The organism is Pseudomonas sp. NFX98 (assembly GCF_047784845.1).
Classification (GTDB): domain Bacteria; phylum Pseudomonadota; class Gammaproteobacteria; order Pseudomonadales; family Pseudomonadaceae; genus Aquipseudomonas.
In genome coordinates, this window is sequence record NZ_JBLNNF010000008.1 from 154,535 (window position 1) to 176,835 (window position 22,301).

Consider the following 22,301-nt stretch of genomic DNA (forward strand, 5'->3'; position numbering starts at 1 on the left):
CGTTAATATTTGTGATTATTTTTTTCTACAGGGATTGGTAACTTGGCTGGATACCTCCATCCTGTCGCGCACAATCCAAGAGGTGATTGATGCGCGCCAACTCGTCTGATTCACAAGACACCGTCACAGCAACACAACCGATCAAGGCCGAGCGGTTGCGCTTGCTTGATCGCGTCAGCAAATACCGTCAGCCCATCGGACTGGCGATCACGCTGCTGTTGTTTGCGATCGCGCTGATTGCCTGTCGTCACCTGCTGAGCGAGCTCGATCTGGACGCTCTGCACGACTCGATCCTCGAAGTCCCCAAACCGGCCTTGCTCGGTGCGTTCGGCGCGACCGTCGTGGGTTTCATCATCCTGCTGGGTTACGAATGGTCGGCCAGTCGCTACGCCGGCGTAACCCTGGCACCGCGAACTCTGGCGCTAGGCGGGTTCACCGCTTTTGCCATCGGCAATGCCATCGGCCTTTCGATGCTGTCGGGCGGCTCGGTTCGCTACCGTCTATATGCACGCCATGGGTTGGGGGCCACTGAAGTCGCCCACATGACGCTGTTCGCCAGCCTTTCGCTCGGCTGCGCCTTGCCGCCGCTCGCCGCTCTCGCCACGCTCAGCAACCTGCCAGCCGCCTCTGCCGCCCTGGGTCTTTCCGAAACCTTGCTGGGCACCGTTGCGGGCGCCGTGCTGGTACTGTTTTCCGTCGTAGCCATCGGCATTTACCGTCGGCGCCTGCCGGAGCAACCTTACGCCGACAACCTGCTGGTCAGAATCGGCCGTCGCACTCTGCGCCTGCCCGGTCGCCGCCTGACCTTCCTGCAACTGGTGATTACCGCGCTGGACGTGGCAGCCGCCGCCGCCGTGCTCTATCTGTTGCTGCCGGAAGCGCCGCCCTTCGGTGCATTCCTGCTGGTTTACCTGTTGGCGCTGGCCGCCGGCGTGCTCAGCCATGTGCCGGGCGGTGTCGGGGTGTTCGAAGCGATTTTGCTCGCAGCCTTCTCCGACAAGCTCGGCGCTGCGCCCCTGGCGGCCGCGCTGCTGCTCTATCGCCTGATATATGTGGTGCTGCCGATGCTGGTGGCTTGCCTGCTGCTGCTGATCAACGAAGGGCAGCGCCTGTTTCAGACCCGCCAGACCCTGCGCGCAGCCTCCGGCCTCGCCGCGCCGATCCTCGCGGTGCTGGTATTCCTGTCGGGCGTGGTGCTGCTGTTCTCCGGAGCCACCCCGGAAATCGACACCCGTCTGGAACACATCGGCTTCCTGATCCCGCACCGTCTGGTCGACGCTTCGCACTTTGGTGCCAGTTTGGTCGGCGTGCTTTGCCTGTTGCTGGCCCAGGGCCTGCGTCGGCGACTGTCGGCGGCGTGGATGCTGACCACCATTCTGTTGCTGGTCGGCGCCCTGCTCTCCTTGCTCAAGGGGTTCGACTGGGAAGAAGCCAGCCTGATGGTGCTGACGGCGAGCCTGCTCGGGGTCTTCCGGCGTTCGTTCTATCGCCCCAGCCGCCTGACTGAATTGCCGTTCTCGCCGCTGTACCTGGTGGCGAGCCTGTGCGTACTCGGCGCCTCAATGTGGCTGCTGCTGTTCGCCTATCAGGACGTGCCGTACAGCCATCAACTCTGGTGGCAGTTCACCCTCGACGCCGACGCCCCACGTGGCTTGCGCTCGCTGCTCGGCGCCGCCGTGTTGCTGGTGGTGGTGTCCCTGACCTGGCTGCTGCGCACCGCACGCCCGGTGATCCACCTGCCAACACCCGATGAACTGGAACGCGCCAGCAAGATCCTCATGGCGTCGGCACAACCGGACGGCGGCCTGGCCCTGACCGGTGACAAGGCGTTGCTGTTTCACCCCAACGACGAAGCGTTCCTGATGTACGCCCGCCGTGGACGCAGTCTGGTGGCGCTGTATGACCCGATCGGGCCGGGCCAGCAACGAGCGGAAATGATCTGGCAGTTCCGCGACCTGTGCGACATCCATCACGCCCGCCCAGTGTTCTATCAAGTGCGCGCGGAGAACCTGCCGTACTACATGGACATCGGCCTGACCGCGATCAAGCTCGGTGAAGAAGCCCGGGTCGACCTCAAGCGTTTTGATCTCGAAGCCAAGGGCAAAGAGATGAAAGACCTGCGCTACACCTGGAACCGTGGCACCCGCGATGGTTTGTCGCTGGAGATCCATGAGCCGGGCCAGGCGCCGATGGATGAGCTCAAGGTGATTTCCGACGCCTGGCTGACCGGCAAGAACGTGCGCGAGAAAGGCTTCTCCCTCGGCCGCTTCAGTGATGATTACCTCAAGCATTTCCGCATTGCGGTGATCCGTTTCGAAGGGCGCCCGGTGGCGTTCGCCAACCTGCTCGAGACCTACGGCCATGACTTGGCCAGCCTCGACCTGATGCGTGCGCACCCGGACGCCCCCAAGCTGACCATGGAGTTCATGATGGTCGGCCTGATTCAACATTATAAGAGTCACGGATACGCGCGCTTCAGCCTGGGCATGGTGCCGTTGTCGGGGTTGCAACCCCGTCGCGGCGCACCGCTGACCCAGCGCTTGGGTTCGATGGTATTCCGCCGTGGTGAGCAGCTCTACAACTTCCAAGGCTTGCGCCGCTTCAAAGACAAGTTCCAGCCTGACTGGGAACCCCGTTATATGGCCGTGCCCGCCGGACTCGATCCGCTGGTTGCCCTGGCCGACACTGCTGCCCTGATCGCGGGCGGCTTGACTGGATTGGTGAAACGCTGATGATTCAACGCTCCCTGAAGTACATCCTGGCCGCACTGATTGTGCTGGCCGTGATTCTCGGCGGCGGTTTCTGGTACCTCAAACGCCCGGCACCGGAACCGACTCTCGAACAGCTCACCCCGGCCGATGGCGCCGCCATGACCCGCGTCATTCCCGGCACCACGCCGAAGGCTCAGGTGCTGGTGGCGGTCAACGACGACCAGAAGCTCAATGACAAGCAACTCAGCACCCTGAGCCGCAGCGCTTCGGCGCAAATCGTCCAGGTGATCCTGCCCAAGGACTGCCTGCTGCAAAGTCGCGCCCTGCAAGCAGGTCTGCGCGAACTGAAAGGCCCGGCCACGCTGGTCAGCGGCATCGGCCCGGGCGCCGTGCTGGCCTGGCGCTGGTTGTCGGAACAGAAGAACGACAAGGCACAGGCCGTTTCGGTGGACCTGGCCCTGGAGAAACCCGGTGGTTGCACTCACCTGCTGCCGAAAAGCGCCGCACACGGCCATTGGCTGGTGGCGTGGAACGACAACCCGGATGACACCAGCGCCGGCTTCGTGCGCGATCAGCCCAACGCCGAAACCAGCATCAGCGACTACGACATCAACCTGCCGCAAGTCCTGAACAACGAACTGCGCAAAATCCTCGTCGGCGGTGACAAAGCTGCGGGCGGCCTGCAGATTCCAGTGGTCGAAGTGCCCGCCGGTCAGGCCAAGGACACCGTGACTCTGTTCCTGTCCGGTGATGGCGGCTGGCGCGATCTCGACCGCGATGTTGCGGGCGAGATGGCGAAAATCGGCTATCCAGTGGTCGGCATCGACACCCTGCGCTACTACTGGCAACACAAGAGTCCCGAGCAAAGCGCCCTGGACCTCGCCGAACTGATGCAGCATTACCGGCAGAAATGGGGCACCAAGCGCTTCATCCTGACCGGTTACTCGTTCGGTGCCGACGTACTGCCAGCGATCTACAACCGCCTGGCCGAATCGGAACAGAATCGCGTCGACGCAATCATCCTGCTGGCCTTCGCCCGCACCGGCAGCTTCGAAATCGAAGTCGAAGGCTGGCTCGGCAACGCCGGCAAAGAAGCCGCCACCGGCCCGGAAATGGCCAAGCTACCTGCCGCCAAAGTGGTGTGCATCTACGGTGAAGAAGAAGTCGACGAAAGCGGCTGCACCGACAAGAGCGCCGTCGGCGAAGTCATCAAACTGCCTGGCGGCCACCACTTCGATGAGAACTACCCGGCGCTGGCACAGCGGCTGGTGGGCGTGATCGAGAAGCGTCAGGCGCAGGAAACCGAAGCTCAGGAGTGATCTGAGCCGCACCTGCAAAAAGCCCCCGCAGCCGTTAGGTTGCGGGGGCTTTTTGTTGGAGGCTTACATCTCCACCTGCGTCCCCAACTCAATCACCCGGTTCAACGGCAGGTTGAAGAAGCGCAGGTTGCCGTTGGCGTTCTGCAACATGAAGGCGAACAGCGCCTCACGCCAGCGCGACATGCCTTCGAGCTTGGAGGCGATGACCGTTTCGCGACTGAGGAAGTAGGTGGTTCGCATCGGGCTGAAGTCCAGCTCCTGAAGGTGGCACAGCTTCAGCGCTTTCGGTACGTCCGGCTCGTCGGTGAAACCAAAGTGCAGGATGACCCGGAAGAAGCCTTCGCCGTAGGAGTCCACTTCGAAGCGCCGTGACGGTGGCACCCGCGGAATGTCTTCGTAGACCACCGTCAGCAACACCACTTGCTCGTGTAGCACCTGGTTGTGCAGCAGGTTGTGCAACAGCGCATGGGGCACGGCATCCGGGCGCGCCGTCAAGAACACGGCGGTGCCCTGGACCCGATGCGGCGGTTGCACGGCGATACTGCTGATGAAAATCTCCAGCGGCAGACCACCTTCATCGATACGATCCACCAGCAACTGTTTGCCGCGCTTCCAGGTTGTCATCAATACAAACAGGGCCAGACCCGCAATCACCGGGAACGCACCGCCCTGAACGATTTTCGGCACGTTGGCGGCGAAGTACAAACCGTCGACCAACAGGAACCCCAGCAACACCGGCACCACAAGGACCGGCGGCCATTTCCACAGAAGCAGGATCACCGCCGACACCAGAATGCTGGTCATCAGCATGGTCCCCGTCACCGCCACGCCGTAGGCCGAGGCCAGGGCACCGGAAGATTCGAAGCCAAGCACCAACAGCACTACGCCGACCATCAGCGACCAGTTCACCGCACCGATGTAGATCTGGCCCTGTTCGGCGCTGGAGGTGTGCTGGATGTGCATGCGCGGAATGTAGCCGAGCTGAATCGCCTGACGCGTCAGGGAGAACGCGCCGGAAATCACCGCTTGCGAAGCAATTACCGTCGCCAGGGTCGACAGGCCTACCAGCGGGATCAACGCCCAGCTCGGCGCAAGCAGATAGAAAGGGTTGCGCGCAGCTTCCGGATCACCGAGCAGCAATGCGCCCTGGCCGAAGTAGTTCAGCACCAGCGCCGGCAGCACCAGGATGAACCAGGCGCGCGCGATCGGCTTGCGGCCGAAGTGGCCCATGTCGGCGTACAGCGCTTCAGCACCGGTCAACGCCAGTACCACTGCGCCAAGGATTGCCACGCCCATGCCGGGATGAACGATGAAGAAACGCACGCCCCACACCGGGTTCATCGCTTGCAGCACTTCCGGGTGCTGAATGATGCCGTAGACACCCAATGCCCCCAGCACCACAAACCAGGTCACCATGATCGGTCCGAACAGAATGCCGATGCGCGCGGTGCCATGACGCTGGATGAGAAACAACGCCACCAGCACGATCAACGACAGTGGCACCACCCAATGGTCGATGCCGTCGAACGCCAGCCCCAAGCCTTCAATTGCCGACAACACGGAAATCGCCGGGGTGATCATGCTGTCGCCATAGAACAGCGCCGCACCGATCAACCCGCAAACCACCAGAAAGCCGCGCAGCTTGGCATGCCCTGCCGCCGCTCGCCGCGCCAACGCAGTCAAGGCCATGATGCCGCCTTCGCCCTGGTTGTCGGCACGCAGCACGAACATCATGTACTTGATCGAGACGACCCAAATCAGCGACCAGAAGATCAGCGCCAGAATTCCCAACACGCCGTCATGGTTGACCGGCACACCGTAACCGCCGGAGAACACTTCTTTTAGGGTGTACAACGGACTGGTGCCGATATCGCCATAAACCACCCCGACCGCCGCGACCAGCATGCCGATCGGCTTGGCCGCCGAATGACCGGCTCCCTCAGCCTGACTACTTGCCTGACCCATCCAACACTCCTGATTCCCAGACCGGCTTCTTCAAACGAAGCACTATGCTTTGTCACGCAGCATGCGCTGTTTTACTTCACGTTACAGACGTTTTGTTGACTGTAAAAAATCGGTAAAGCCCAACGGCGCGAAGCATAGCGCAGCACTCGTCGCATTTCCCTGCATAAAGCTGGTCAAGTGAACGTCTCATCGCTAGAATTGCGCACTTTTTGATCAGAGGCGCAGTTCAAGCGCCCGTCCGTCGGTTTTGCCCACCCCGGCAAGCGGCGTCACAAAATACCGAGGTTAGACATGTCCACCACTCCTGCGCCAGCCAATCCAAAGGTTGGCTTCGTATCCCTGGGTTGCCCGAAAGCTCTGGTCGACTCCGAGCGCATCCTTACCCAGCTGCGCATGGAAGGCTATGACGTCGTGTCCACTTATCAGGACGCCGATGTCGTGGTGGTCAACACCTGCGGTTTCATCGACTCGGCCAAGGCTGAATCCCTGGAAGTGATTGGCGAAGCCATCAAGGAAAACGGCAAGGTCATCGTGACCGGCTGCATGGGCGTCGAAGAAGGCAACATCCGCAACGTACACCCGAGCGTGCTGGCCGTGACCGGCCCGCAGCAGTACGAGCAAGTGGTCAACGCCGTGCACGAAGTCGTGCCGCCGCGTAAAGACCACAACCCGCTGATCGACCTGGTGCCGCCACAAGGGATCAAGCTGACCCCGCGCCACTACGCCTACCTGAAGATTTCCGAAGGCTGCAACCACAGCTGCAGCTTCTGCATCATCCCGTCGATGCGCGGCAAACTGGTCAGCCGCCCAGTGGGCGACGTTCTCGACGAGGCGCAGCGCCTGGTCAAGTCCGGCGTCAAAGAGCTGCTGGTGATTTCGCAAGACACCAGCGCCTACGGCGTCGACGTGAAATACCGCACCGGTTTCTGGAACGGCGCGCCGGTGAAAACCCGCATGACCGAACTCTGCGAAGCCCTGAGCACCCTCGGCGTCTGGGTTCGCCTGCACTACGTTTACCCGTACCCGCACGTCGACGAGCTGATCCCGCTGATGGCCGCCGGCAAGATCCTGCCGTACCTGGACATCCCGTTCCAGCACGCCAGCCCGAAAGTGCTGAAGTCGATGAAACGCCCGGCGTTCGAAGACAAAACCCTGGCGCGCATCAAGAACTGGCGCGAGATCTGCCCGGACCTGATCATCCGTTCGACCTTCATCGTCGGCTTCCCCGGCGAAACCGAAGAGGACTTCCAGTACCTTCTGAACTGGCTGACCGAAGCCCAGCTCGACCGCGTCGGCTGCTTCCAGTACTCGCCGGTAGATGGTGCTCCGGCCAACGACCTGGATCTGGAAGTTGTTCCGGATGACGTCAAGCAGGACCGTTGGGACCGCTTCATGGCGCACCAGCAGGCCATCAGCTCGGCGCGCCTGCAAATGCGCATCGGCCGTGAAATCGAAGTGCTGGTCGATGAAGTCGACGAGCAAGGCGCGGTTGGCCGCTGCTTCTTCGATGCCCCGGAAATCGACGGCAACGTATTCATCGACAACGGCAGCAACCTGAAGCCCGGCGACAAAGTCTGGTGCAAAGTGACCGACGCCGACGAATACGACCTGTGGGCTGAACAGATCTGACGCGCAAGCGACTGTAGGAGCTGCCGAAGGCTGCGATCTTTTGATCTTGAAAAAAGATCGCAGCCTCGTGTCACTCGACAGCTCCTACAGGAATTGCGCTGAATACCAAAGCCCCGCTCTTTTTTACGAGATGCGGGGCTTTTTTACGGCTATCGTTTGGTGAGGAACGGATTCTCATCTTCTATAACCGGTTGCAAAAATAAGGAGCAGGCGGGCATGCGCCAACATTCGGTCATCCACACACCGAAACAAAGTGATTACGAAGAATTGACCCAGGTCTGGGAGGCCTCGGTCCGCGCCACCCACGATTTCCTGCCGGACAGCTACATCGAACTGCTGAAGAACCTGGTGCTGACCCGCTATCTGGACGCGGTGATGCTGATCTGCACCAAGGATTCCAGCCAGCGCATTACCGGATTCGCCGGGGTCGCGGCGGGCAAGATCGAAATGCTCTTCATCGACCCGGCACATCGCGGCCAGGGACTGGGCAAGAAACTGCTGCGCTACGCGATGGAAAACCTCAACGCCGATGAGCTGGACGTCAACGAACAGAACCCTCAGGCCCTTGGGTTTTATTTCAAGCTGGGTTTTGAGGTGATCGGCCGCTCGGAAGTCGACGGCATGGGGCAGCCGTATCCGTTGTTGCACATGCGGATGCGCCAGAACCAGACACTTTCACAGCACGGCTGACCTAACACTGAACCCTGTGGGAGCTGGCTTGCCATCGATGCAGACGCTGCGGTCCATCCTGATCCGCCAAGGTGATGCAATCGCTGGCAAGCCAGCTCCCACAGGAAATGCAAGCGCATTGAAATGGAACCGGGCTTAACCGGCGCCAGGCAGGTACAATGCCCACCCCTTTTTTGTTACGGCCCTGTCATGACTGACCCGATTCGTCTCTCCAAACGCCTCATCGAACTCGTCGGCTGCTCCCGTCGGGAGGCTGAGCTGTTCATCGAGGGCGGCTGGGTCACCGTGGACGGCGAAGTCATCGACGAGCCGCAGTTCAAGGTCGACGCGCAAAAAGTCGAGCTGGATCCAGAGGCCAAGGCCACTGCGCCGGAACCGGTGACCATCCTGTTCAACGTGCCCGCCGGCATGGACGCGGACACCGCCATGGCGACCATCACCGCCGAAACCCTGAGCGAAGAACACCGTTACGGCAAACGTCCGCTCAAGGGCCACTTCCAGCGCCTGACCGCCAGCACTGACTTGCAAGCCAATGCCAGCGGTTTGCTGGTGTTCACCCAGGACTGGAAGATCCTGCGCAAGCTCACTGCCGACTCCAACAAGATCGAGCAGGAATACGTGGTCGAAGTCGAAGGCAACATGGTCGAACACGGCCTCAACCGCCTGCAGCACGGCCTGACCTACAAAGGTAAGGAACTGCCGCCGGTCAAGGCCAGCTGGCAGAACGAAAACCGCCTGCGCTTCGCCATGAAGAACCCGCAGCCGGGCATCCTCGCCCTGTTCTGCCAGGCCGTCGGCCTGAAGGTCGTGGGCATCCGCCGCATCCGCATCGGCGGCGTGTCCATCGGCAAAGTGCCCGTGGGGCAATGGCGCTACATGTCCGGCAAAGAAAAGTTCTAAGGCTTTTCACGCCGCCACACATTTCGGCGTCGCGCCTGGCCGCGACGCCCACAGCTGAATATCAGGACTGCCCACATGATTCATAACGACGTACTGCGCAGCGTGCGCTACATGCTCGACATCAGCGACAAGAAAGTCATCGAGATCATCAAGCTCGGTGGCATGGATGTGAAACTCGAAGACCTGCTGACCTACCTCGACAAGAAAGAGGAAGACGAGGAAGGCTTCGTGCGCTGCCCCGACGAAGTCATGGCGCATTTCCTCGATGGCCTGGTGATCTTCAAGCGCGGCAAGGACGAAAGCCGTCCACCGCAGCCGATCGAAGTGCCGGTGACCAACAACATCATCCTGAAAAAACTGCGCGTGGCCTTCGAACTCAAGGAGGACGACATGCACGCGATCCTCAAGGCTGCCGAGTTCCCGGTGTCCAAGCCTGAGCTGAGCGCACTTTTCCGCAAGTTCGGCCACACCAACTACCGCCCGTGCGGTGACCAGTTGCTGCGTAATTTCCTCAAGGGCCTGACCCTGCGCGTGCGTCCGCAGTAAGCCCCGCGCCTTCCTTGGGCTGCAAACGCGCAGCTCAAGGCCTGGCCATATGGCCTCTCATTCCGCTCAAAAATAGTGGCTCCGCTTCTGGCGGCTGACGACTAGGGTGTATAGACCCTCAGTTCTCAGGACTCGTCATGCACCCTTACTTTTCTCTGCAAGGCCGCACCGCTCTGGTGACCGGCGGCACCCGCGGCATCGGCAAAATGATCGCCAAGGCCTACGTCGAGGCCGGCGCCACCGTTTACGTCTGCGCCCGCGATGCCGAAGCCTGCCAGCAAACGGCTGATGAACTCGGTGCGTTCGGACGCTGCCACGGCGTGGCGGCCAACCTCGCCACCGAAGAAGGCGTGCTGCAATTGGCCACACGACTTGGTGAGCAAATCAGCCATCTCGACATTCTGGTGAACAACGCCGGCACCACGTGGGGCGCGCCACTGGAGAGCTACCCGATCAAGGGTTGGGAAAAGGTCATGCAGCTCAACGTGACGTCGGTGTTCAACTGCATCCAGCAATTCCTGCCGCTGCTGCGCAAAGCGGGTTCCGAAGCGAATCCGGCGCGGATCATCAACATCGGTTCGGTCGCAGGGATTTCATCGTTCGGCGAGCAGGCGTATGCCTACGGGCCGAGCAAAGCGGCATTGCATCAACTGTCGCGAATCCTGGCGCGGGAACTGGTGACCCAGCACATCAACGTCAACGTCATCGCACCGGGGCGCTTTCCCAGCAAGATGACTCAGCACATCGGCAATGATGAACAGGCATTGGCCGAGGATACGGCGTTGATCCCGATGAAGCGCTGGGGGCGCGAGGAAGAAATGGCGGCGCTGGCGATCAGCCTGGCGAGTACGGCTGGAGCGTACATGACCGGGAATGTCATTCCGCTGGATGGTGGGTTCAGCCTTTAAAAGATCGCAGCCTGCGGCAGCTCCTACACCGAACGAATTCCTCTGTAGGAGCTGCCGAAGGCTGCGATCTTTTGATCTTTGCGGCATCATGCCCTACCTGATTCCGCCTCGACTTCAAACCATGACCTACAGCGTTTCCCCCATCGGCTTCGTGCGCTCCTGTTTCAAGGAGAAGTTCGCCATCCCGCGCCAACCGCAATTGGCTCCGGCCGCGCGCGGTGTTCTGGAACTGGTGGCGCCATTCGATCAGGGCGATGCGGTGCAAGGGCTGGAGCAGGTCAGCCATGTCTGGCTGCTGTTCCTGTTTCATCAGGCGCTGGAAGAAAAACCACGCCTCAAAGTCCGCCCGCCTCGCCTGGGCGGCAACAAATCCATGGGCGTGTTTGCCACCCGCGCAACCCATCGCCCGAATGGTATTGGCCAGTCAGTGGTCAAACTGGACAAGGTCGAAGCCAATCGCCTGTGGATATCCGGCATCGACTTGTTGGACGGTACGCCGATTATCGACATCAAACCCTACGTGCCTTACGCCGACATCATCGACAGCGCCTCCAACAGCATCGCCAGCGCCGCGCCGCAGCTGATTGCCGTGCAGTGGACGGATGCCGCACTGCAACAGGCTCACGGGCACGCTCAGCGCCTGGAAGAGCCCTTGGTCGAATTGATCGAGCAATGCCTGGCACAAGATCCGCGCCCGGCGTACCAGACGCCCGCGCCGGAACGGGAGTACGGCGCGCAGTTCTGGGATGTCGATGTGCGCTGGCACTACCCGACGCCGGAGCTGATCCGCGTTCTCGAAATCATCCCCGTAGCCAACACGTAGGAGCTGCCGCAGGCTGCGATCTTTTGACTTTAATCTTCAGTCGCGATTTATAGATCTAGAGCAAGATCAAAAGATCGCAGCCTTCGGCAGCTCCTACAGGGAAGCAAAAAAGCCCGCGCTGCCTTAAGGCAACGCGGGCTTTTCAGTTTCGCCGCTTATTACTTCTCGACGAACGCACGCTCGATCAGGTAGTCACCCGGCTCGCGCATCCGCGGCGAGACTTTCAGGCCGAAGCTGTTCAACACTTCGCTGGTCTCGTCGAGCATGCTCGGGCTGCCGCACAGCATCGCGCGGTCGTCCTGCGGGTTGATCGGCGGCAGACCGATGTCGCTGAACAGCTTGCCGCTGCGCATCAGGTCAGTCAGGCGACCTTCGTTCTCGAACGGCTCGCGGGTCACGGTCGGGTAGTAGATCAACTTGTCACGCAGCGCGTCACCGAAGAACTCGTTCTGCGGCAGGTGCTCGGTGATGAACTCGCGGTAAGCGACTTCGTTGACGTAACGTACGCCGTGGCACAGGATCACTTTTTCGAAACGCTCGTAGGTTTCCGGGTCCTGGATGACGCTCATGAACGGCGCCAGACCGGTGCCGGTGCTGAGCAGGTACAAATGTTTGCCAGGCTTCAGGTCATCGAGCACCAGCGTGCCGGTAGGCTTCTTGCTGATGATGATTTCGTCGCCTTCCTTCAGGTGCTGCAACTGGGAAGTCAGCGGACCATCAGGCACCTTGATGCTGAAGAACTCGAGATGCTCTTCCCAGTTCGGGCTGGCAATCGAGTAAGCGCGCATAAGCGGGCGGCCGTTGGGCTGTTGCAGGCCGATCATCACGAACTGACCGTTCTCGAAGCGCAGCCCCGGATCACGGGTGCACTTGAAGCTGAACAGAGTGTCGTTCCAGTGATGAACACTGAGGACACGCTCGTGGTTCATGTTGCTCATGTACGTGGGACTCCTGGAGATTGGTCTGCGCATGCGCTGCTAAAGATGCGGTGCGCAATTGCATCGCATTCTAATAGCAGTAACAATATCTGTTAAATGGATTATTAAGATAAGGGTTATCGGTTATATCGATATGCGATTTACTCTCCGTCAACTTCAAGTATTCGTCGCCGTCGCCCAGCAGGAAAGCGTATCCCGTGCTGCGGGCCTGCTCAACCTCTCGCAATCGGCGGCGAGCACTTCCATCACCGAACTGGAGCGCCAGTGCAGCTGCCAGTTATTCGACCGTGCCGGTAAACGGCTGAGCCTCAACGCCCTCGGCAAACAGCTGTTGCCGCAAGCAGTGGCCCTGCTTGACCAGGCCAAGGAGATCGAAGACCTGCTCAACGGCAAATCCGGTTTTGGTTCATTGGCCGTGGGCGCGACCCTGACCATCGGCAATTACCTGGCGACGTTGCTGATCGGCAGCTTCATGCAGCGCCACCCGGAAAGCCAGGTGAAGCTGCATGTGCAGAACACTGCCAATATCGTGCAACAAGTTGCCCACTACGAAATTGATCTGGGTCTGATTGAAGGCGATTGCAGCCACCCGGACATCGAAGTGCAGAGCTGGGTCGAAGATGAGCTGGTGGTGTTTTGCGCACCGCAGCATCCATTGGCGCTACGCGGCACCGCAACCATGGATGAGCTGAGCCATGAAGCCTGGATTTTGCGTGAGCAAGGTTCGGGCACGCGACTGACATTTGATCAGGCCATGCGTCATCACCGAAGTTCGCTGAACATCCGCCTGGAGCTTGAACACACTGAAGCGATCAAGCGCGCGGTGGAATCGGGTCTGGGGATTGGCTGCATTTCGCGCCTGGCGCTGCGGGACGCATTCCGTCGCGGCAGCCTGGTGCCGGTGGAAACACCGGACCTGGACCTGGCGCGGCAGTTCTACTTCATCTGGCACAAACAGAAATACCAGACCTCAGCGATGCGTGAGTTCCTCGATCTGTGCCGCGCGTTCACCGCCGGGGTGCAGCGCAGCGACGAGATCGTGTTGCCGACAATCGCTTAAAGCAGAATCAATGCCCACACCAGGCCAATCATGGTCAACGCCACGAATTGCGCGGCGCTGCCCATGTCCTTGGCGTTCTTCGACAGCGGATGCCGCTCAAGGGAAATTCGGTCGATGGCCGCTTCCACCGCCGAATTGAGCAATTCGACGATCAAGGCCAGCAAGCACACGGCGATCAGCAGCGCTTGCTCGACACGGCTGACGTTCAGGAAGAACGACAGCGGAATCAGGATGACGTTGAGCAATACCAGCTGCCGGAAAGCCGCTTCGCCGGTAAAGGCCGCGCGCAGGCCATCAAAGGAATAGCCGGAGGCGTTGAGAATACGTTTCAGGCCGGTCTGGCCTTTGAAAGGAGACATAGAGTGGGCAACTGACCAATAAAGGAGTGAGAAAGCTAGATTAACCAAAGTCAAAAAAGCGTGAATATGCCAACCCTTAGTGGCTCGAAATTGACTCAAGTTGTTGCAGCAACAACGCCGCCTGAGTCCGGGTCCGCACGTTCAGTTTACGGAAAATCGCGGTCACGTGAGCCTTGATGGTAGCTTCGGAAACGCTCAGCTCGTAAGCAATCTGCTTGTTGAGCAAGCCTTCGCAGACCATGGTCAACACCCGGAACTGCTGCGGCGTCAGGCTCGCAAGGCCTTCGCTGGCAGCCTTGGCTTCATCGGAAACACTGACCGCTTCGAATGCTTGCGGTGGCCAGTACACATCGCCATCCAGTACTGCACGTACGGCTTTCTGGATCACGCTAAGGTCGCTGGACTTGGGAATAAAGCCGCTGGCGCCGAATTCACGGGACTTGACCATTACCGAGGCTTCTTCCTGGGCCGAAACCATCACCACCGGAATCTGCGGGTATTGCCCGCGCAGCAGCACCAGGCCGGAAAAACCATACGCCCCCGGCATGTTCAGATCCAGCAGCACCAGATCCCAGTCGGATTTTTCGGTGAGGCGGGTTTCCAGTTCGGCAATGCTCGCCACTTCCACCAGTCGGACATCCGGGCCAAGGCCCAGGGTCAACGCTTGATGCAAGGCAGAACGGAAAAGTGGATGGTCATCGGCAATCAGGATTTCGTATGTGGCCATTTTTCAAATGATCCTGTTCTTCTAACAACTCGAGGTACAGCCACGGAGCTGCACCTGGGGGCACGTTCAACGCCAATACGTGGCTATTCACGTAGTTATTCGCATAAGAATACGGCGTATCAAACTTCGGCCGCGCCCTGATCGGCGCCAAGCATGCCCAGCGAAACCGGGGTGGTCAAGCTACATGGCCAGTACAGTCTTTTGCAGTATGGGCGACAATCAGCCCATGACCGGGGCGAGGTTCTGCACAAACGGCAGCAGCTCGGCATGCGCTGGCGTTTCCACGTTCATTTCAAGTTGTCGCTTGGCATCGAGGTAATGCTGGCTGAACACATCGAAATAGGCATCCAGTGCCGATGCCGCTTGCACATCGCCCGCCAGATCGAGGCACAGCGCCGCGACTTCCGCGGTGCACAAGTGCTCGCTGCGGGTAGATCGACGCAATTGGTAGCGTGAGAGTTTCTCTGGCAACAGGCTGAGGATCGGCAACCCGTCGAAGTAAGGACTTTTGCGGAAAATCTTCCGCGCTTCGGTCCAGGTCGCGTCCAACAGAATGAACAATGGTCGCTTGTCACCATCCGCCGCCACACTGTGGGTCACGCGCTCGGGCTCGACATATTCCCCCGGAAATACCAGGTAAGGCTGCCATTGCGGGTCGGACAACAACGCCAGCAGTTGCTGATCGACCTCGGTCCGCGACCAGATGAACGCATGGTTATCGCGCACCACATCGGCAATCAGCCAACCGGTGTTGCTCGGCTTGAACACTTCCTTGCCAGTCATGATCAGACACACCCCGGAACGGGTTTCGACCTGCGGGCGCCAGGCGCACAGGCAATGGCTCTCGATCACACGGCAGTTACGGCAACGGGGAGCGCGCCAGCCGCGGGCCTGAATCGGCTTGATGCCTTCGTCTTCACGCTGATCGCGCAGGCGGGCTACGGCATTGGGGGCATGGCTCATCGCAGGTAACGCCGACAAAACAGGGAAATCGACACGAAAAACACTCGGCAGGGCAAAAAGTCCCGGCAGTTTACCAGACCGGTTGGCGCAAACCTGTACCGTCCAGGCCACCTCCCCTATAATTCGCGGCCACTGAACGCACAGTCACGTGATGGGTCAAACCACCCATCACTGCCCCAGGAGAGTTTCATGTTGCGCCTTATCGTTCCCTCCACTGCCATTCTGCTGGCGTTGTCTTTCAACGCTCAGGCCGCATCCTTGAGTGAGCAGAATCTGAACAAAGAGCTGCAAAACGTCGCCAAACAAAGCAGCGTTGGCACTCCACGGGCAATCAATGAAGACATTCTCGATCAGGGCTACACCGTCGAAGGCAAAACGCTGATCAACCACTTGAGCGTGCAAAGCAGCCACGCCAACAAGATGCGCGCCGACCCGAAAGCCGTGTACTTCCAGCTGGGTGCCTCGGTCTGCAACAACCCGTCGTTCCGCAAGCTGATGGCCAAGGGCGCAATCATGCGTTACGACTTCACCGAGGTGAAGACCAACCGTGCAGTCGGCTCCGCGAGCTATCAGGAATCTGATTGCCCGAAAGCGCCGGCGAAGAAAAAGTAATCAGTGAGATTTCGCGCGCCGCTGTTCATCCTCGGCGCGCAATTCTGCCAGCAGTGCCTGCAAGTAACGTGACCGACGCTCCGCGCCCATCAAACGTCGGCAGCACTCCTCTTCAAGACTCAAATGATTGGTCTCGGCTGATGACTTGAGTAATCGATACAGCTGCGTATCGATCTCCAGAATGACTCTGGCCATTGGCTTCCCGCCTCCATGCACTCACTCGTGTTGAGCGATAAATCCTTAAACCGCTTATACCGTGCGCCTTGCCGTAGACGCGAAGTTGTCGCATGACGCCTGTAACTTAGTAAATCAGAGTGCAGGACACTTGGCGTACGTTCAGACGAGCGGCGAAACCACCTTGCAAATCGTCAATAAGCGGTTGCCAGGAAAGACTTTGTGGCGCAATGATCAAGGCAGCGCAAATCACCGCAAAGGTCTAAATTTCAGGTATCCACATTTACTTTTTCAGGGCGGGAAAGGAACCGCCCGTTACGCGTTGTGTTATGCGAACGTTTCTTTCATCCAAGGGAAAAACAGAGCCTGTTTGGATGACTCGATGACCATTCGGGTCAAGTGGATCGCCCAGGCACGGGCCTGGGCAGACAGCGACACATGACGTGTCGTGGCGTCGACGAATGCGTTGTCGGCGCCGAGGGTTCTGTGCAGAAGGAGAAGTTGAATGCCTTACCAACCGAATGACCTCCTGAGCCGTCATTTTGAAGAAAGCGGCCACGACCTCATCAGCAAGGTCGAAGAGCAACTCAACCTTGTTTCACCCAACAGCCCGAACATCCCCATCTACCGCGACATGATCCTGACCGTGCTGCGCATGGCCCAGGAAGACCACAACCGCTGGAATGCCAAGATCACCCTGCAAGCCCTGCGCGAACTTGAGCACGCCTTCCGCGTGCTCGAACAGTTCAAGGGGCGCCGCAAAGTCACGGTGTTTGGCTCGGCACGCACACCCGTCGAACACCCGCTGTATGCAATGGCCCGGGAACTCGGTGCCGCGCTGACACGCTCGGACCTGATGGTCATTACCGGTGCCGGCGGCGGCATCATGGCTGCCGCCCACGAAGGTGCAGGTCGGGATCACAGCCTGGGCTTCAACATCACCCTGCCCTTCGAGCAGCATGCCAATCCGACCGTCAACGGTACGAGCAACCTGCTGCCCTTCCACTTCTTTTTCACCCGCAAGTTGTTCTTCGTCAAGGAAGCCGATGCGCTGGTGCTGTGCCCAGGCGGTTTCGGCACCCTGGATGAAGCACTGGAGGTACTGACGCTGATTCAGACCGGCAAAAGTCCGCTGGTGCCGGTGGTGCTGCTGGACGCGCCGGGTGGCAAGTTCTGGCAAGGCGCGCTGGACTTCATCCACCAGCAACTGGAGGAAAATCGCTACATCCTGCCCACCGACATGAAACTGGTGAGACTGGTCTACAGCGCCGAGGAAGCTGTCGAACACATCAACCAGTTCTACAGCAACTTCCACTCCAGCCGCTGGCTCAAGCATCAGTTCGTGATCCGCATGAATCACGAGCTCAGTGAGCGGGCACTCGAACATATGCAGGAAGCATTCGCGGACCTGTGCCTGAGCGATCAATTCCATCAACACGCCTACAGTGGCGAAGAGCACGATGAAGCGCAGTTCAGCCATCTGGCGCGACTGGCCTTCACCTTCAACGCCCGTGATCATGGTCGGTTACGAGAGCTGGTGGATTACATCAACCTGCCGGAAAACTGGGCGCAATCCAAACCCCAGGCTCAACAGCGCACACGGGAACCTTCCAAGGTTACGTGAGGCACAAAAAAACGGCCCGCTATCGAAATAGCGAGCCGTTTCAGTCAATCGTCCATCCCTCGGCCGCTGAACAAGCGGCTGATCATCTCCATGGAAAATCCCCGATACGCCAGGAACCTGCCCTGTTTGGCACGTTCCCTCGCATCTATCGGTAAATGCCCGGAAAACTTGCGCCGCCAGGTATCCATCAGTTGCTCCTGCCAGTCGATGCCGCTCTCGCGCAAGGCGAGTTCGATATCGCTGCGTTGCAGGCCCCGCTGGCTCAACTCTTCACGAATGCGCAAAGGGCCATAACCGGAACGGGCGCGATAGGAAACGAAGCTTTCGAGGTAACGGGATTCGGACAACAAGCCCTCTTCCGTCAACCGGTCGAGTGCTGTTTCGATCATTTCAGGGAGAGCGCCGCGCTGACGCAGTTTACGCGTCAGCTCGACTCGACCGTGCTCGCGTCGTGCGAGCAGGTCCATTGCGGTTCGCCGCACCGCGACGAGTGTATCGAGTACGGCGGTCATCGGATCAATCAGATATCAGCGTCAGCCAGATCGTCTTCGGTCTCTTTGACTGCAGAAGCTTTGGCGTCTGCTACCGACGAAGGGGACAGCAGTTTGTCGCGCAGTTGCTTCTCGAGTTTCGCCGCGATTTCCGGATTGTCTGCCAGGAACTTGGCCGAGTTAGCCTTGCCCTGACCGATCTTGGTGCCTTCATAGGCATACCACGCACCGGATTTTTCAACGAAGCCGTGCAGAACACCCAGGTCGATCATCTCGCCATTGAGGTAGATGCCCTTGCCGTAAAGAATCTGGAACTCGGCCTGACGGAACGGCGAAGCCACCTTGTTCTTCACAACCTTGACGCGGGTTTCGCTACCGACGACTTCATCACCTTCTTTCACCGCGCCAGTACGGCGGATGTCCAGACGAACCGAAGCGTAGAACTTCAGCGCGTTACCACCGGTGGTGGTTTCCGGGCTGCCGAACATCACGCCGATTTTCATACGGATCTGGTTGATGAAGATCACCAGGCAGTTGGCGTTCTTGATGTTACCGGTGATTTTACGCAGCGCCTGGGACATCAGACGGGCTTGCAGGCCCACGTGCATGTCACCCATTTCGCCTTCGATTTCAGCCTTTGGCACCAGAGCGGCCACGGAGTCGACGATGATCACGTCAACCGCGTTGGAACGCACCAGCATGTCGGTGATTTCCAGGGCCTGTTCGCCGGTGTCTGGCTGGGAAACCAGCAGGTCGTCGACGTTGACGCCCAGCTTGCCGGCGTACTCAGGGTCTAGGGCGTGTTCGGCGTCGACGAATGCGCAGGTCGCGCCGGCTTTTTGAGCCTGGGCGATCACGGACAAGGTCAGCGTGGTTTTACCGGAAGATTCAGGACCGTAGATTTCAACAATACGGCCTTTTGGCAGACCGCCGATGCCGAGAGCAATGTCCAGACCCAGAGAGCCAGTAGAGATGGCCGGGATCGCCTGACGGTCCTGATCGCCCATACGCATTACGGCACCCTTGCCGAATTGACGTTCGATCTGACCCAGGGCCGCAGCCAAGGCTTTCTTCTTGTTGTCGTCCATTAAAGTCCTCACGTAATCAATAAGGCCTGACGGCCAACACCTGTATAAGTAGCCAGTATTATTCCACAGCGATTCCGGATCGCCTACCCCCGATTTGAGATTTCTTCCGCGGTGTAGCGCAGCAGCCCCTCTAGCGCGGCCTTAACCGTTTGTCGGCGGACCTCGTCGCGGTCACCGGGGAAGTGCTGCAGCTCGCTGAACACTCGCTCACCAACGCCCCAGGCCAGCCAAACCGTGCCCACCGGTTTGCTCGGCGAACCACCGTCCGGCCCGGCCACGCCACTGACTGCCACGGAAAAAAACGCACGGCTTTTATCCTGCGCGCCTTTGGCCATCGCTTCGACCACCTCGCGACTGACCGCCCCCACCGTGGTGAACAACTCCACCGGAACATTCAATTGCAGGTTTTTCTGCAGGTTGGAATAGGTGACATAGCCGGCCTCGAACCACGCCGAGCTGCCTGGAATGCGGGTGATTGCCTCGGCGATCCCGCCACCGGTACAAGACTCGGCTGTGGATACATGGGCATTGAGCATCTGCAATTGCCTGCCAAGGTCAGCGGCCAGTTGGGTGATTACTTTCACGGTCATCTCCTGATCGGGCGGAATGAGACCTACCGTACACGAGCGCATCGCGCTTGCAAGTTACAGGGTCGATCAAGATGTTAGCGGATGAGCGCACTGACGTAGGCCTGACAAGCCTGCAATGCGATCAGTCCGCGGTCGCCGGCATCGGTGATGGCGATAATTCGTTGAGCATGCGTCGGGTCAAGTCGGGCGCGTACGGCGCCATGATCCACGCCGCCGGGGCTGGAGGCGGCTGACACTTTACAGACTGAAGCTGCGTCACTGGCATCGAGGAGGACTGACAAGCGCACATCAGCAGTGGCAAGACGATCGCGCAAGCGATCCTGATTACGTTGGGCATCACTCAACACTCGGTAATGATTTTGTTCGCTGGCTGACAATTGCTGCTCCAGGACCAGGCGTTTGTCCTGCTCCAAACGTTGCTGGATGGCGTTGGCCTGAGTCATTTGGTTCAGCGTTTCGCTGTGCAGACGAGCCTGTTCCGCCAGTTGCCGGCCATAGCGCCAATCCTGAAAGTGCCAGGCTATCGCCGCAGAACAACCGGCCAGTACAGCAATGCCGATAACGCGCCAGGACATCAGGCCGAAGGCTGGCATATCACCGCCCTCGCCCGCGCCCAAAGCTGCAAACGGTCCTGCAGGCCGTTCAGACCACCATTGATGCGGCGGGTGATGCTGTTGAACTGGTCGCGGTCGGCCAGTTCATTGAGACCGTTCTGCTCCCAGAACCACGCGGCGGATTCGGCGGCCCATTGCGGTTGCTCAAGCAGTTCAGGCGAAGCCAACAGGCGGTCGTCACCGAAGAGGCCAACGCTGCATTGACGGTAGTTGTTACGGCCGGTGATCTGAATCAGGCCACGACCCCGAAAGCGTTGACCGTCGCCGTCAGGTTCTGGAGTGTTTCCCAAACGCGTGGCCAGTGTGCCGGTGTCGTACTTGCTCAGGTATTGAGCACTGCCCAACTCGCGCACGTACTGCAACTGCCCCGACTCATGGCCGACTTGTGCGAGGAAAGCGGCCATGCGTTTGGCCGTGTTGATGTTGCGGTGAGCCATGGCATTGTTGATCGCGGAAACGAAAACGCCCGCAAAACTGCGGGCGTCTGGAAGTATCTGTTGTAATTGCAATTCAGTAAGCGGCATGGGTCATGTTCCGATTGCCATTGATTCTATTGAGTGGAGTCCAGGCAGGTCGCCTCGATCAGGCAACGATAGCTTTGATCACGATTACCACTGGCAATGACCTTGTCGATCGACCAGTAACCGCGCATGAAATCCGGCCAGGTGGTATCCAGCAGTAACAGACCTTCGGCGGACAAGACCGGGTTGCCAGGGCAGCTGATTTTCACCTTGAGCTTTTCACGCAACGATTTGCGCACTTCTGCCTCGCCGACGGCCTTGGCATCTTGCGCACTCTGACAGAGTTGGCGCACCACCTTGAACGGCGCACTACCGGTTTTGACCACCTGCAGCAAGCCGGCCGCCGCGTCCCACCAATTGGTCGTGCTGCCTTGGCTTTTCGCCCGAGCCGTGTCATCAAGCGTGGCGGAAATAAAGGCATGATCGCCAGGACGATTATTGGTGGTTACCGACAGTTTCACCTCGGGCAAGACCTTTCCCGACAATGACTTGACCTGGCCGGGAAGCGCCAGCACATACAGGTCCCCGACCGGTTTGGCGATTGCGTCATACTTGCAGGCAAGACGTGTCAGAAATCCCATATCGGTTTCATTGGACTGATCGATGTGATCGATTTTTGTCAGTGACAACTGGGGCGCCACTCGTGGCGAGAAGCCGTGCCGCGAGGCCAGTTCGCGAAACAGCGCGCCCAAGGTTGTCGGGCCGTGGCTGGCCGACCGACGCTGCTGGAATCCAGTCTCGTCCGCGGGAGTGAACGGTGCAGCGGTAGCCACCAGCGTCATGCGTAGCGGGAACAGTGTTGGTGTACGACGTGTGACCATGAACTGGCCCTTGTCCACCAGCCCCGACTCCGCATACCCGACACACAAGCCGATTTTGCCCCCCAGACTCGGCAAGCCATCAAGCCCCTCCAGATCAAGCGTCAGTGTCAACTGATCGGACTCGATACCGGCGGCGTCGATGTGCTCCCAACTGATAAGTCGCTGATTGATCAGCGCCTCGTTGGCTCCATAAATTTGAATGACTGGAGTGAATCCCAGTGCCATGAA

At 59.4% G+C, this 22,301-nt stretch carries 23 protein-coding genes; 11 read left to right on the top strand and 12 right to left on the bottom strand.

Annotated elements, in window-relative coordinates:
• Positions 1–89 precede the first annotated feature (89 nt).
• Complete coding sequence (mprF, locus tag ACM110_RS12800) at positions 90–2,732, top strand: bifunctional lysylphosphatidylglycerol flippase/synthetase MprF (RefSeq protein WP_416128048.1); 2,643 nt, start codon at positions 90–92, stop codon at positions 2,730–2,732.
• Complete coding sequence (locus ACM110_RS12805; RefSeq protein WP_416128049.1) at positions 2,732–4,030, top strand: AcvB/VirJ family lysyl-phosphatidylglycerol hydrolase; 1,299 nt, start codon at positions 2,732–2,734, stop codon at positions 4,028–4,030. The genes mprF and ACM110_RS12805 overlap by 1 nt, the downstream gene beginning before the upstream one ends.
• Before the next feature lie 63 nt (positions 4,031–4,093).
• On the opposite strand, the gene ACM110_RS12810 is transcribed toward ACM110_RS12805, so the two are convergent.
• Entirely contained in the window at positions 4,094–5,995 is a 1,902-nt protein-coding gene (locus tag ACM110_RS12810) for a potassium transporter Kup (RefSeq protein ID WP_416128050.1), read from the bottom strand.
• Positions 5,996–6,286: 291 nt separating this feature from the next.
• On the opposite strand from ACM110_RS12810, the gene rimO reads away from it, so the two are divergent.
• The 6 genes from rimO (at position 6,287) to tsaA (ending at position 11,491) form a co-directional block, all read left to right on the top strand.
• Positions 6,287–7,624, top strand: a complete 1,338-nt coding sequence (gene rimO, locus ACM110_RS12815; RefSeq protein WP_338585084.1) for a 30S ribosomal protein S12 methylthiotransferase RimO — start codon at positions 6,287–6,289, stop codon at positions 7,622–7,624.
• Between the two features lie 216 nt (positions 7,625–7,840).
• Positions 7,841–8,314, top strand: coding sequence for an acetyltransferase (locus ACM110_RS12820; protein ID WP_416128051.1), 474 nt, complete (start codon positions 7,841–7,843; stop codon positions 8,312–8,314).
• A gap of 189 nt (positions 8,315–8,503) precedes the next feature.
• A complete protein-coding gene (locus ACM110_RS12825; protein ID WP_338585082.1) occupies positions 8,504–9,214 on the top strand; it encodes an rRNA pseudouridine synthase in 711 nt (236 codons plus the stop codon).
• Positions 9,215–9,289: 75 nt separating this feature from the next.
• Positions 9,290–9,760, top strand: a complete 471-nt coding sequence (locus ACM110_RS12830) for a DUF1456 family protein (protein WP_338585081.1) — start codon at positions 9,290–9,292, stop codon at positions 9,758–9,760.
• A gap of 137 nt (positions 9,761–9,897) precedes the next feature.
• Positions 9,898–10,668 (top strand): SDR family oxidoreductase, encoded by a 771-nt coding sequence (locus ACM110_RS12835; protein ID WP_416128052.1) that lies wholly within the window; start codon positions 9,898–9,900, stop codon positions 10,666–10,668.
• A 121-nt stretch (positions 10,669–10,789) separates the two neighbouring features.
• Complete coding sequence (tsaA, locus tag ACM110_RS12840) at positions 10,790–11,491, top strand: tRNA (N6-threonylcarbamoyladenosine(37)-N6)-methyltransferase TrmO (RefSeq protein WP_416128053.1); 702 nt, start codon at positions 10,790–10,792, stop codon at positions 11,489–11,491.
• Between the two features lie 158 nt (positions 11,492–11,649).
• Here the strand turns inward: tsaA and fpr are convergent, their stop codons facing one another.
• Positions 11,650–12,429, bottom strand: a complete 780-nt coding sequence (gene fpr, locus ACM110_RS12845; RefSeq protein WP_008054100.1) for a ferredoxin-NADP reductase — start codon at positions 12,427–12,429, stop codon at positions 11,650–11,652.
• A 133-nt stretch (positions 12,430–12,562) separates the two neighbouring features.
• Between fpr and ACM110_RS12850 the strand changes: the two genes are divergently transcribed.
• Entirely contained in the window at positions 12,563–13,489 is a 927-nt protein-coding gene (locus tag ACM110_RS12850; protein WP_416128054.1) for a LysR family transcriptional regulator, read from the top strand.
• Here the strand turns inward: ACM110_RS12850 and ACM110_RS12855 are convergent.
• The 3 genes from ACM110_RS12855 to ACM110_RS12865 all read right to left on the bottom strand — a co-directional run bounded on the left by ACM110_RS12855 (position 13,486) and on the right by ACM110_RS12865 (position 15,538).
• Positions 13,486–13,848 (bottom strand): diacylglycerol kinase, encoded by a 363-nt coding sequence (locus ACM110_RS12855; protein WP_338585078.1) that lies wholly within the window; start codon positions 13,846–13,848, stop codon positions 13,486–13,488. The two genes, ACM110_RS12850 and ACM110_RS12855, sit on opposite strands and share 4 nt — an antisense overlap.
• A gap of 76 nt (positions 13,849–13,924) precedes the next feature.
• Positions 13,925–14,575: a response regulator transcription factor ErdR gene (gene erdR / locus ACM110_RS12860; RefSeq protein WP_175389034.1), complete on the bottom strand. Its 651-nt coding sequence runs from the start codon at positions 14,573–14,575 to the stop codon at positions 13,925–13,927.
• Between the two features lie 219 nt (positions 14,576–14,794).
• The gene (locus tag ACM110_RS12865) at positions 14,795–15,538 is read right to left on the bottom strand and encodes a tRNA-uridine aminocarboxypropyltransferase (protein ID WP_416128055.1); all 744 of its coding nucleotides are present in this window, start codon (positions 15,536–15,538) and stop codon (positions 14,795–14,797) included.
• A 189-nt stretch (positions 15,539–15,727) separates the two neighbouring features.
• On the opposite strand from ACM110_RS12865, the gene ACM110_RS12870 reads away from it, so the two are divergent.
• Positions 15,728–16,150, top strand: coding sequence for a PA3611 family quorum-sensing-regulated virulence factor (locus tag ACM110_RS12870; protein WP_416128056.1), 423 nt, complete (start codon positions 15,728–15,730; stop codon positions 16,148–16,150).
• On the opposite strand, the gene ACM110_RS12875 is transcribed toward ACM110_RS12870, so the two are convergent.
• Positions 16,151–16,345, bottom strand: coding sequence for a hypothetical protein (locus tag ACM110_RS12875; protein ID WP_338585075.1), 195 nt, complete (start codon positions 16,343–16,345; stop codon positions 16,151–16,153). It abuts the gene before it with no gap.
• A gap of 484 nt (positions 16,346–16,829) precedes the next feature.
• Here ACM110_RS12875 and ACM110_RS12880 point away from each other — a divergent pair, with 484 nt between their 5' ends.
• Positions 16,830–17,948, top strand: a complete 1,119-nt coding sequence (locus tag ACM110_RS12880; RefSeq protein ID WP_416128057.1) for an LOG family protein — start codon at positions 16,830–16,832, stop codon at positions 17,946–17,948.
• Positions 17,949–17,992: 44 nt separating this feature from the next.
• On the opposite strand, the gene recX is transcribed toward ACM110_RS12880, so the two are convergent.
• From recX to ACM110_RS12910, 6 genes are all read right to left on the bottom strand, one after another.
• Positions 17,993–18,460, bottom strand: coding sequence for a recombination regulator RecX (gene recX / locus ACM110_RS12885; RefSeq protein ID WP_416128058.1), 468 nt, complete (start codon positions 18,458–18,460; stop codon positions 17,993–17,995).
• A gap of 8 nt (positions 18,461–18,468) precedes the next feature.
• Positions 18,469–19,527: a recombinase RecA gene (gene recA / locus ACM110_RS12890; protein WP_060541059.1), complete on the bottom strand. Its 1,059-nt coding sequence runs from the start codon at positions 19,525–19,527 to the stop codon at positions 18,469–18,471.
• An 83-nt stretch (positions 19,528–19,610) separates the two neighbouring features.
• Positions 19,611–20,111 carry a CinA family protein gene (locus ACM110_RS12895; RefSeq protein ID WP_416128059.1) on the bottom strand — a complete coding sequence of 167 codons (501 nt, stop codon included), beginning with the start codon at positions 20,109–20,111 and terminating at the stop codon, positions 19,611–19,613.
• Positions 20,112–20,191: 80 nt separating this feature from the next.
• Entirely contained in the window at positions 20,192–20,710 is a 519-nt protein-coding gene (locus ACM110_RS12900) for a lysis protein (RefSeq protein ID WP_416128060.1), read from the bottom strand.
• Positions 20,692–21,255: a glycoside hydrolase family 19 protein gene (locus ACM110_RS12905; RefSeq protein WP_416128061.1), complete on the bottom strand. Its 564-nt coding sequence runs from the start codon at positions 21,253–21,255 to the stop codon at positions 20,692–20,694. The genes ACM110_RS12900 and ACM110_RS12905 overlap by 19 nt, the downstream gene beginning before the upstream one ends.
• 26 nt (positions 21,256–21,281) lie before the next feature.
• Positions 21,282–22,298: a phage late control D family protein gene (locus ACM110_RS12910; protein WP_416128062.1), complete on the bottom strand. Its 1,017-nt coding sequence runs from the start codon at positions 22,296–22,298 to the stop codon at positions 21,282–21,284.
• Positions 22,299–22,301: the final 3 nt, after the last annotated feature.

Bases quoted from the DNA above. Each gene is read 5' to 3' on its own strand.
- mprF (WP_416128048.1), top strand. From the start codon at position 90: ATGCGCGCCAACTCGTCTGATTCACAAGACACCGTCACAGCAACACAA.
- ACM110_RS12805 (WP_416128049.1), top strand. From the start codon at position 2,732: ATGATTCAACGCTCCCTGAAGTACATCCTGGCCGCACTGATTGTGCTG.
- ACM110_RS12810 (WP_416128050.1), bottom strand. From the start codon at position 5,995: ATGGGTCAGGCAAGTAGTCAGGCTGAGGGAGCCGGTCATTCGGCGGCC.
- rimO (WP_338585084.1), top strand. From the start codon at position 6,287: ATGTCCACCACTCCTGCGCCAGCCAATCCAAAGGTTGGCTTCGTATCC.
- ACM110_RS12820 (WP_416128051.1), top strand. From the start codon at position 7,841: ATGCGCCAACATTCGGTCATCCACACACCGAAACAAAGTGATTACGAA.
- ACM110_RS12825 (WP_338585082.1), top strand. From the start codon at position 8,504: ATGACTGACCCGATTCGTCTCTCCAAACGCCTCATCGAACTCGTCGGC.
- ACM110_RS12830 (WP_338585081.1), top strand. From the start codon at position 9,290: ATGATTCATAACGACGTACTGCGCAGCGTGCGCTACATGCTCGACATC.
- ACM110_RS12835 (WP_416128052.1), top strand. From the start codon at position 9,898: ATGCACCCTTACTTTTCTCTGCAAGGCCGCACCGCTCTGGTGACCGGC.
- tsaA (WP_416128053.1), top strand. From the start codon at position 10,790: ATGACCTACAGCGTTTCCCCCATCGGCTTCGTGCGCTCCTGTTTCAAG.
- fpr (WP_008054100.1), bottom strand. From the start codon at position 12,429: ATGAGCAACATGAACCACGAGCGTGTCCTCAGTGTTCATCACTGGAAC.
- ACM110_RS12850 (WP_416128054.1), top strand. From the start codon at position 12,563: ATGCGATTTACTCTCCGTCAACTTCAAGTATTCGTCGCCGTCGCCCAG.
- ACM110_RS12855 (WP_338585078.1), bottom strand. From the start codon at position 13,848: ATGTCTCCTTTCAAAGGCCAGACCGGCCTGAAACGTATTCTCAACGCC.
- erdR (WP_175389034.1), bottom strand. From the start codon at position 14,575: ATGGCCACATACGAAATCCTGATTGCCGATGACCATCCACTTTTCCGT.
- ACM110_RS12865 (WP_416128055.1), bottom strand. From the start codon at position 15,538: ATGAGCCATGCCCCCAATGCCGTAGCCCGCCTGCGCGATCAGCGTGAA.
- ACM110_RS12870 (WP_416128056.1), top strand. From the start codon at position 15,728: ATGTTGCGCCTTATCGTTCCCTCCACTGCCATTCTGCTGGCGTTGTCT.
- ACM110_RS12875 (WP_338585075.1), bottom strand. From the start codon at position 16,345: ATGGCCAGAGTCATTCTGGAGATCGATACGCAGCTGTATCGATTACTC.
- ACM110_RS12880 (WP_416128057.1), top strand. From the start codon at position 16,830: ATGCCTTACCAACCGAATGACCTCCTGAGCCGTCATTTTGAAGAAAGC.
- recX (WP_416128058.1), bottom strand. From the start codon at position 18,460: ATGACCGCCGTACTCGATACACTCGTCGCGGTGCGGCGAACCGCAATG.
- recA (WP_060541059.1), bottom strand. From the start codon at position 19,527: ATGGACGACAACAAGAAGAAAGCCTTGGCTGCGGCCCTGGGTCAGATC.
- ACM110_RS12900 (WP_416128060.1), bottom strand. From the start codon at position 20,710: ATGCCAGCCTTCGGCCTGATGTCCTGGCGCGTTATCGGCATTGCTGTA.
- ACM110_RS12905 (WP_416128061.1), bottom strand. From the start codon at position 21,255: ATGCCGCTTACTGAATTGCAATTACAACAGATACTTCCAGACGCCCGC.
- ACM110_RS12910 (WP_416128062.1), bottom strand. From the start codon at position 22,298: ATGGCACTGGGATTCACTCCAGTCATTCAAATTTATGGAGCCAACGAG.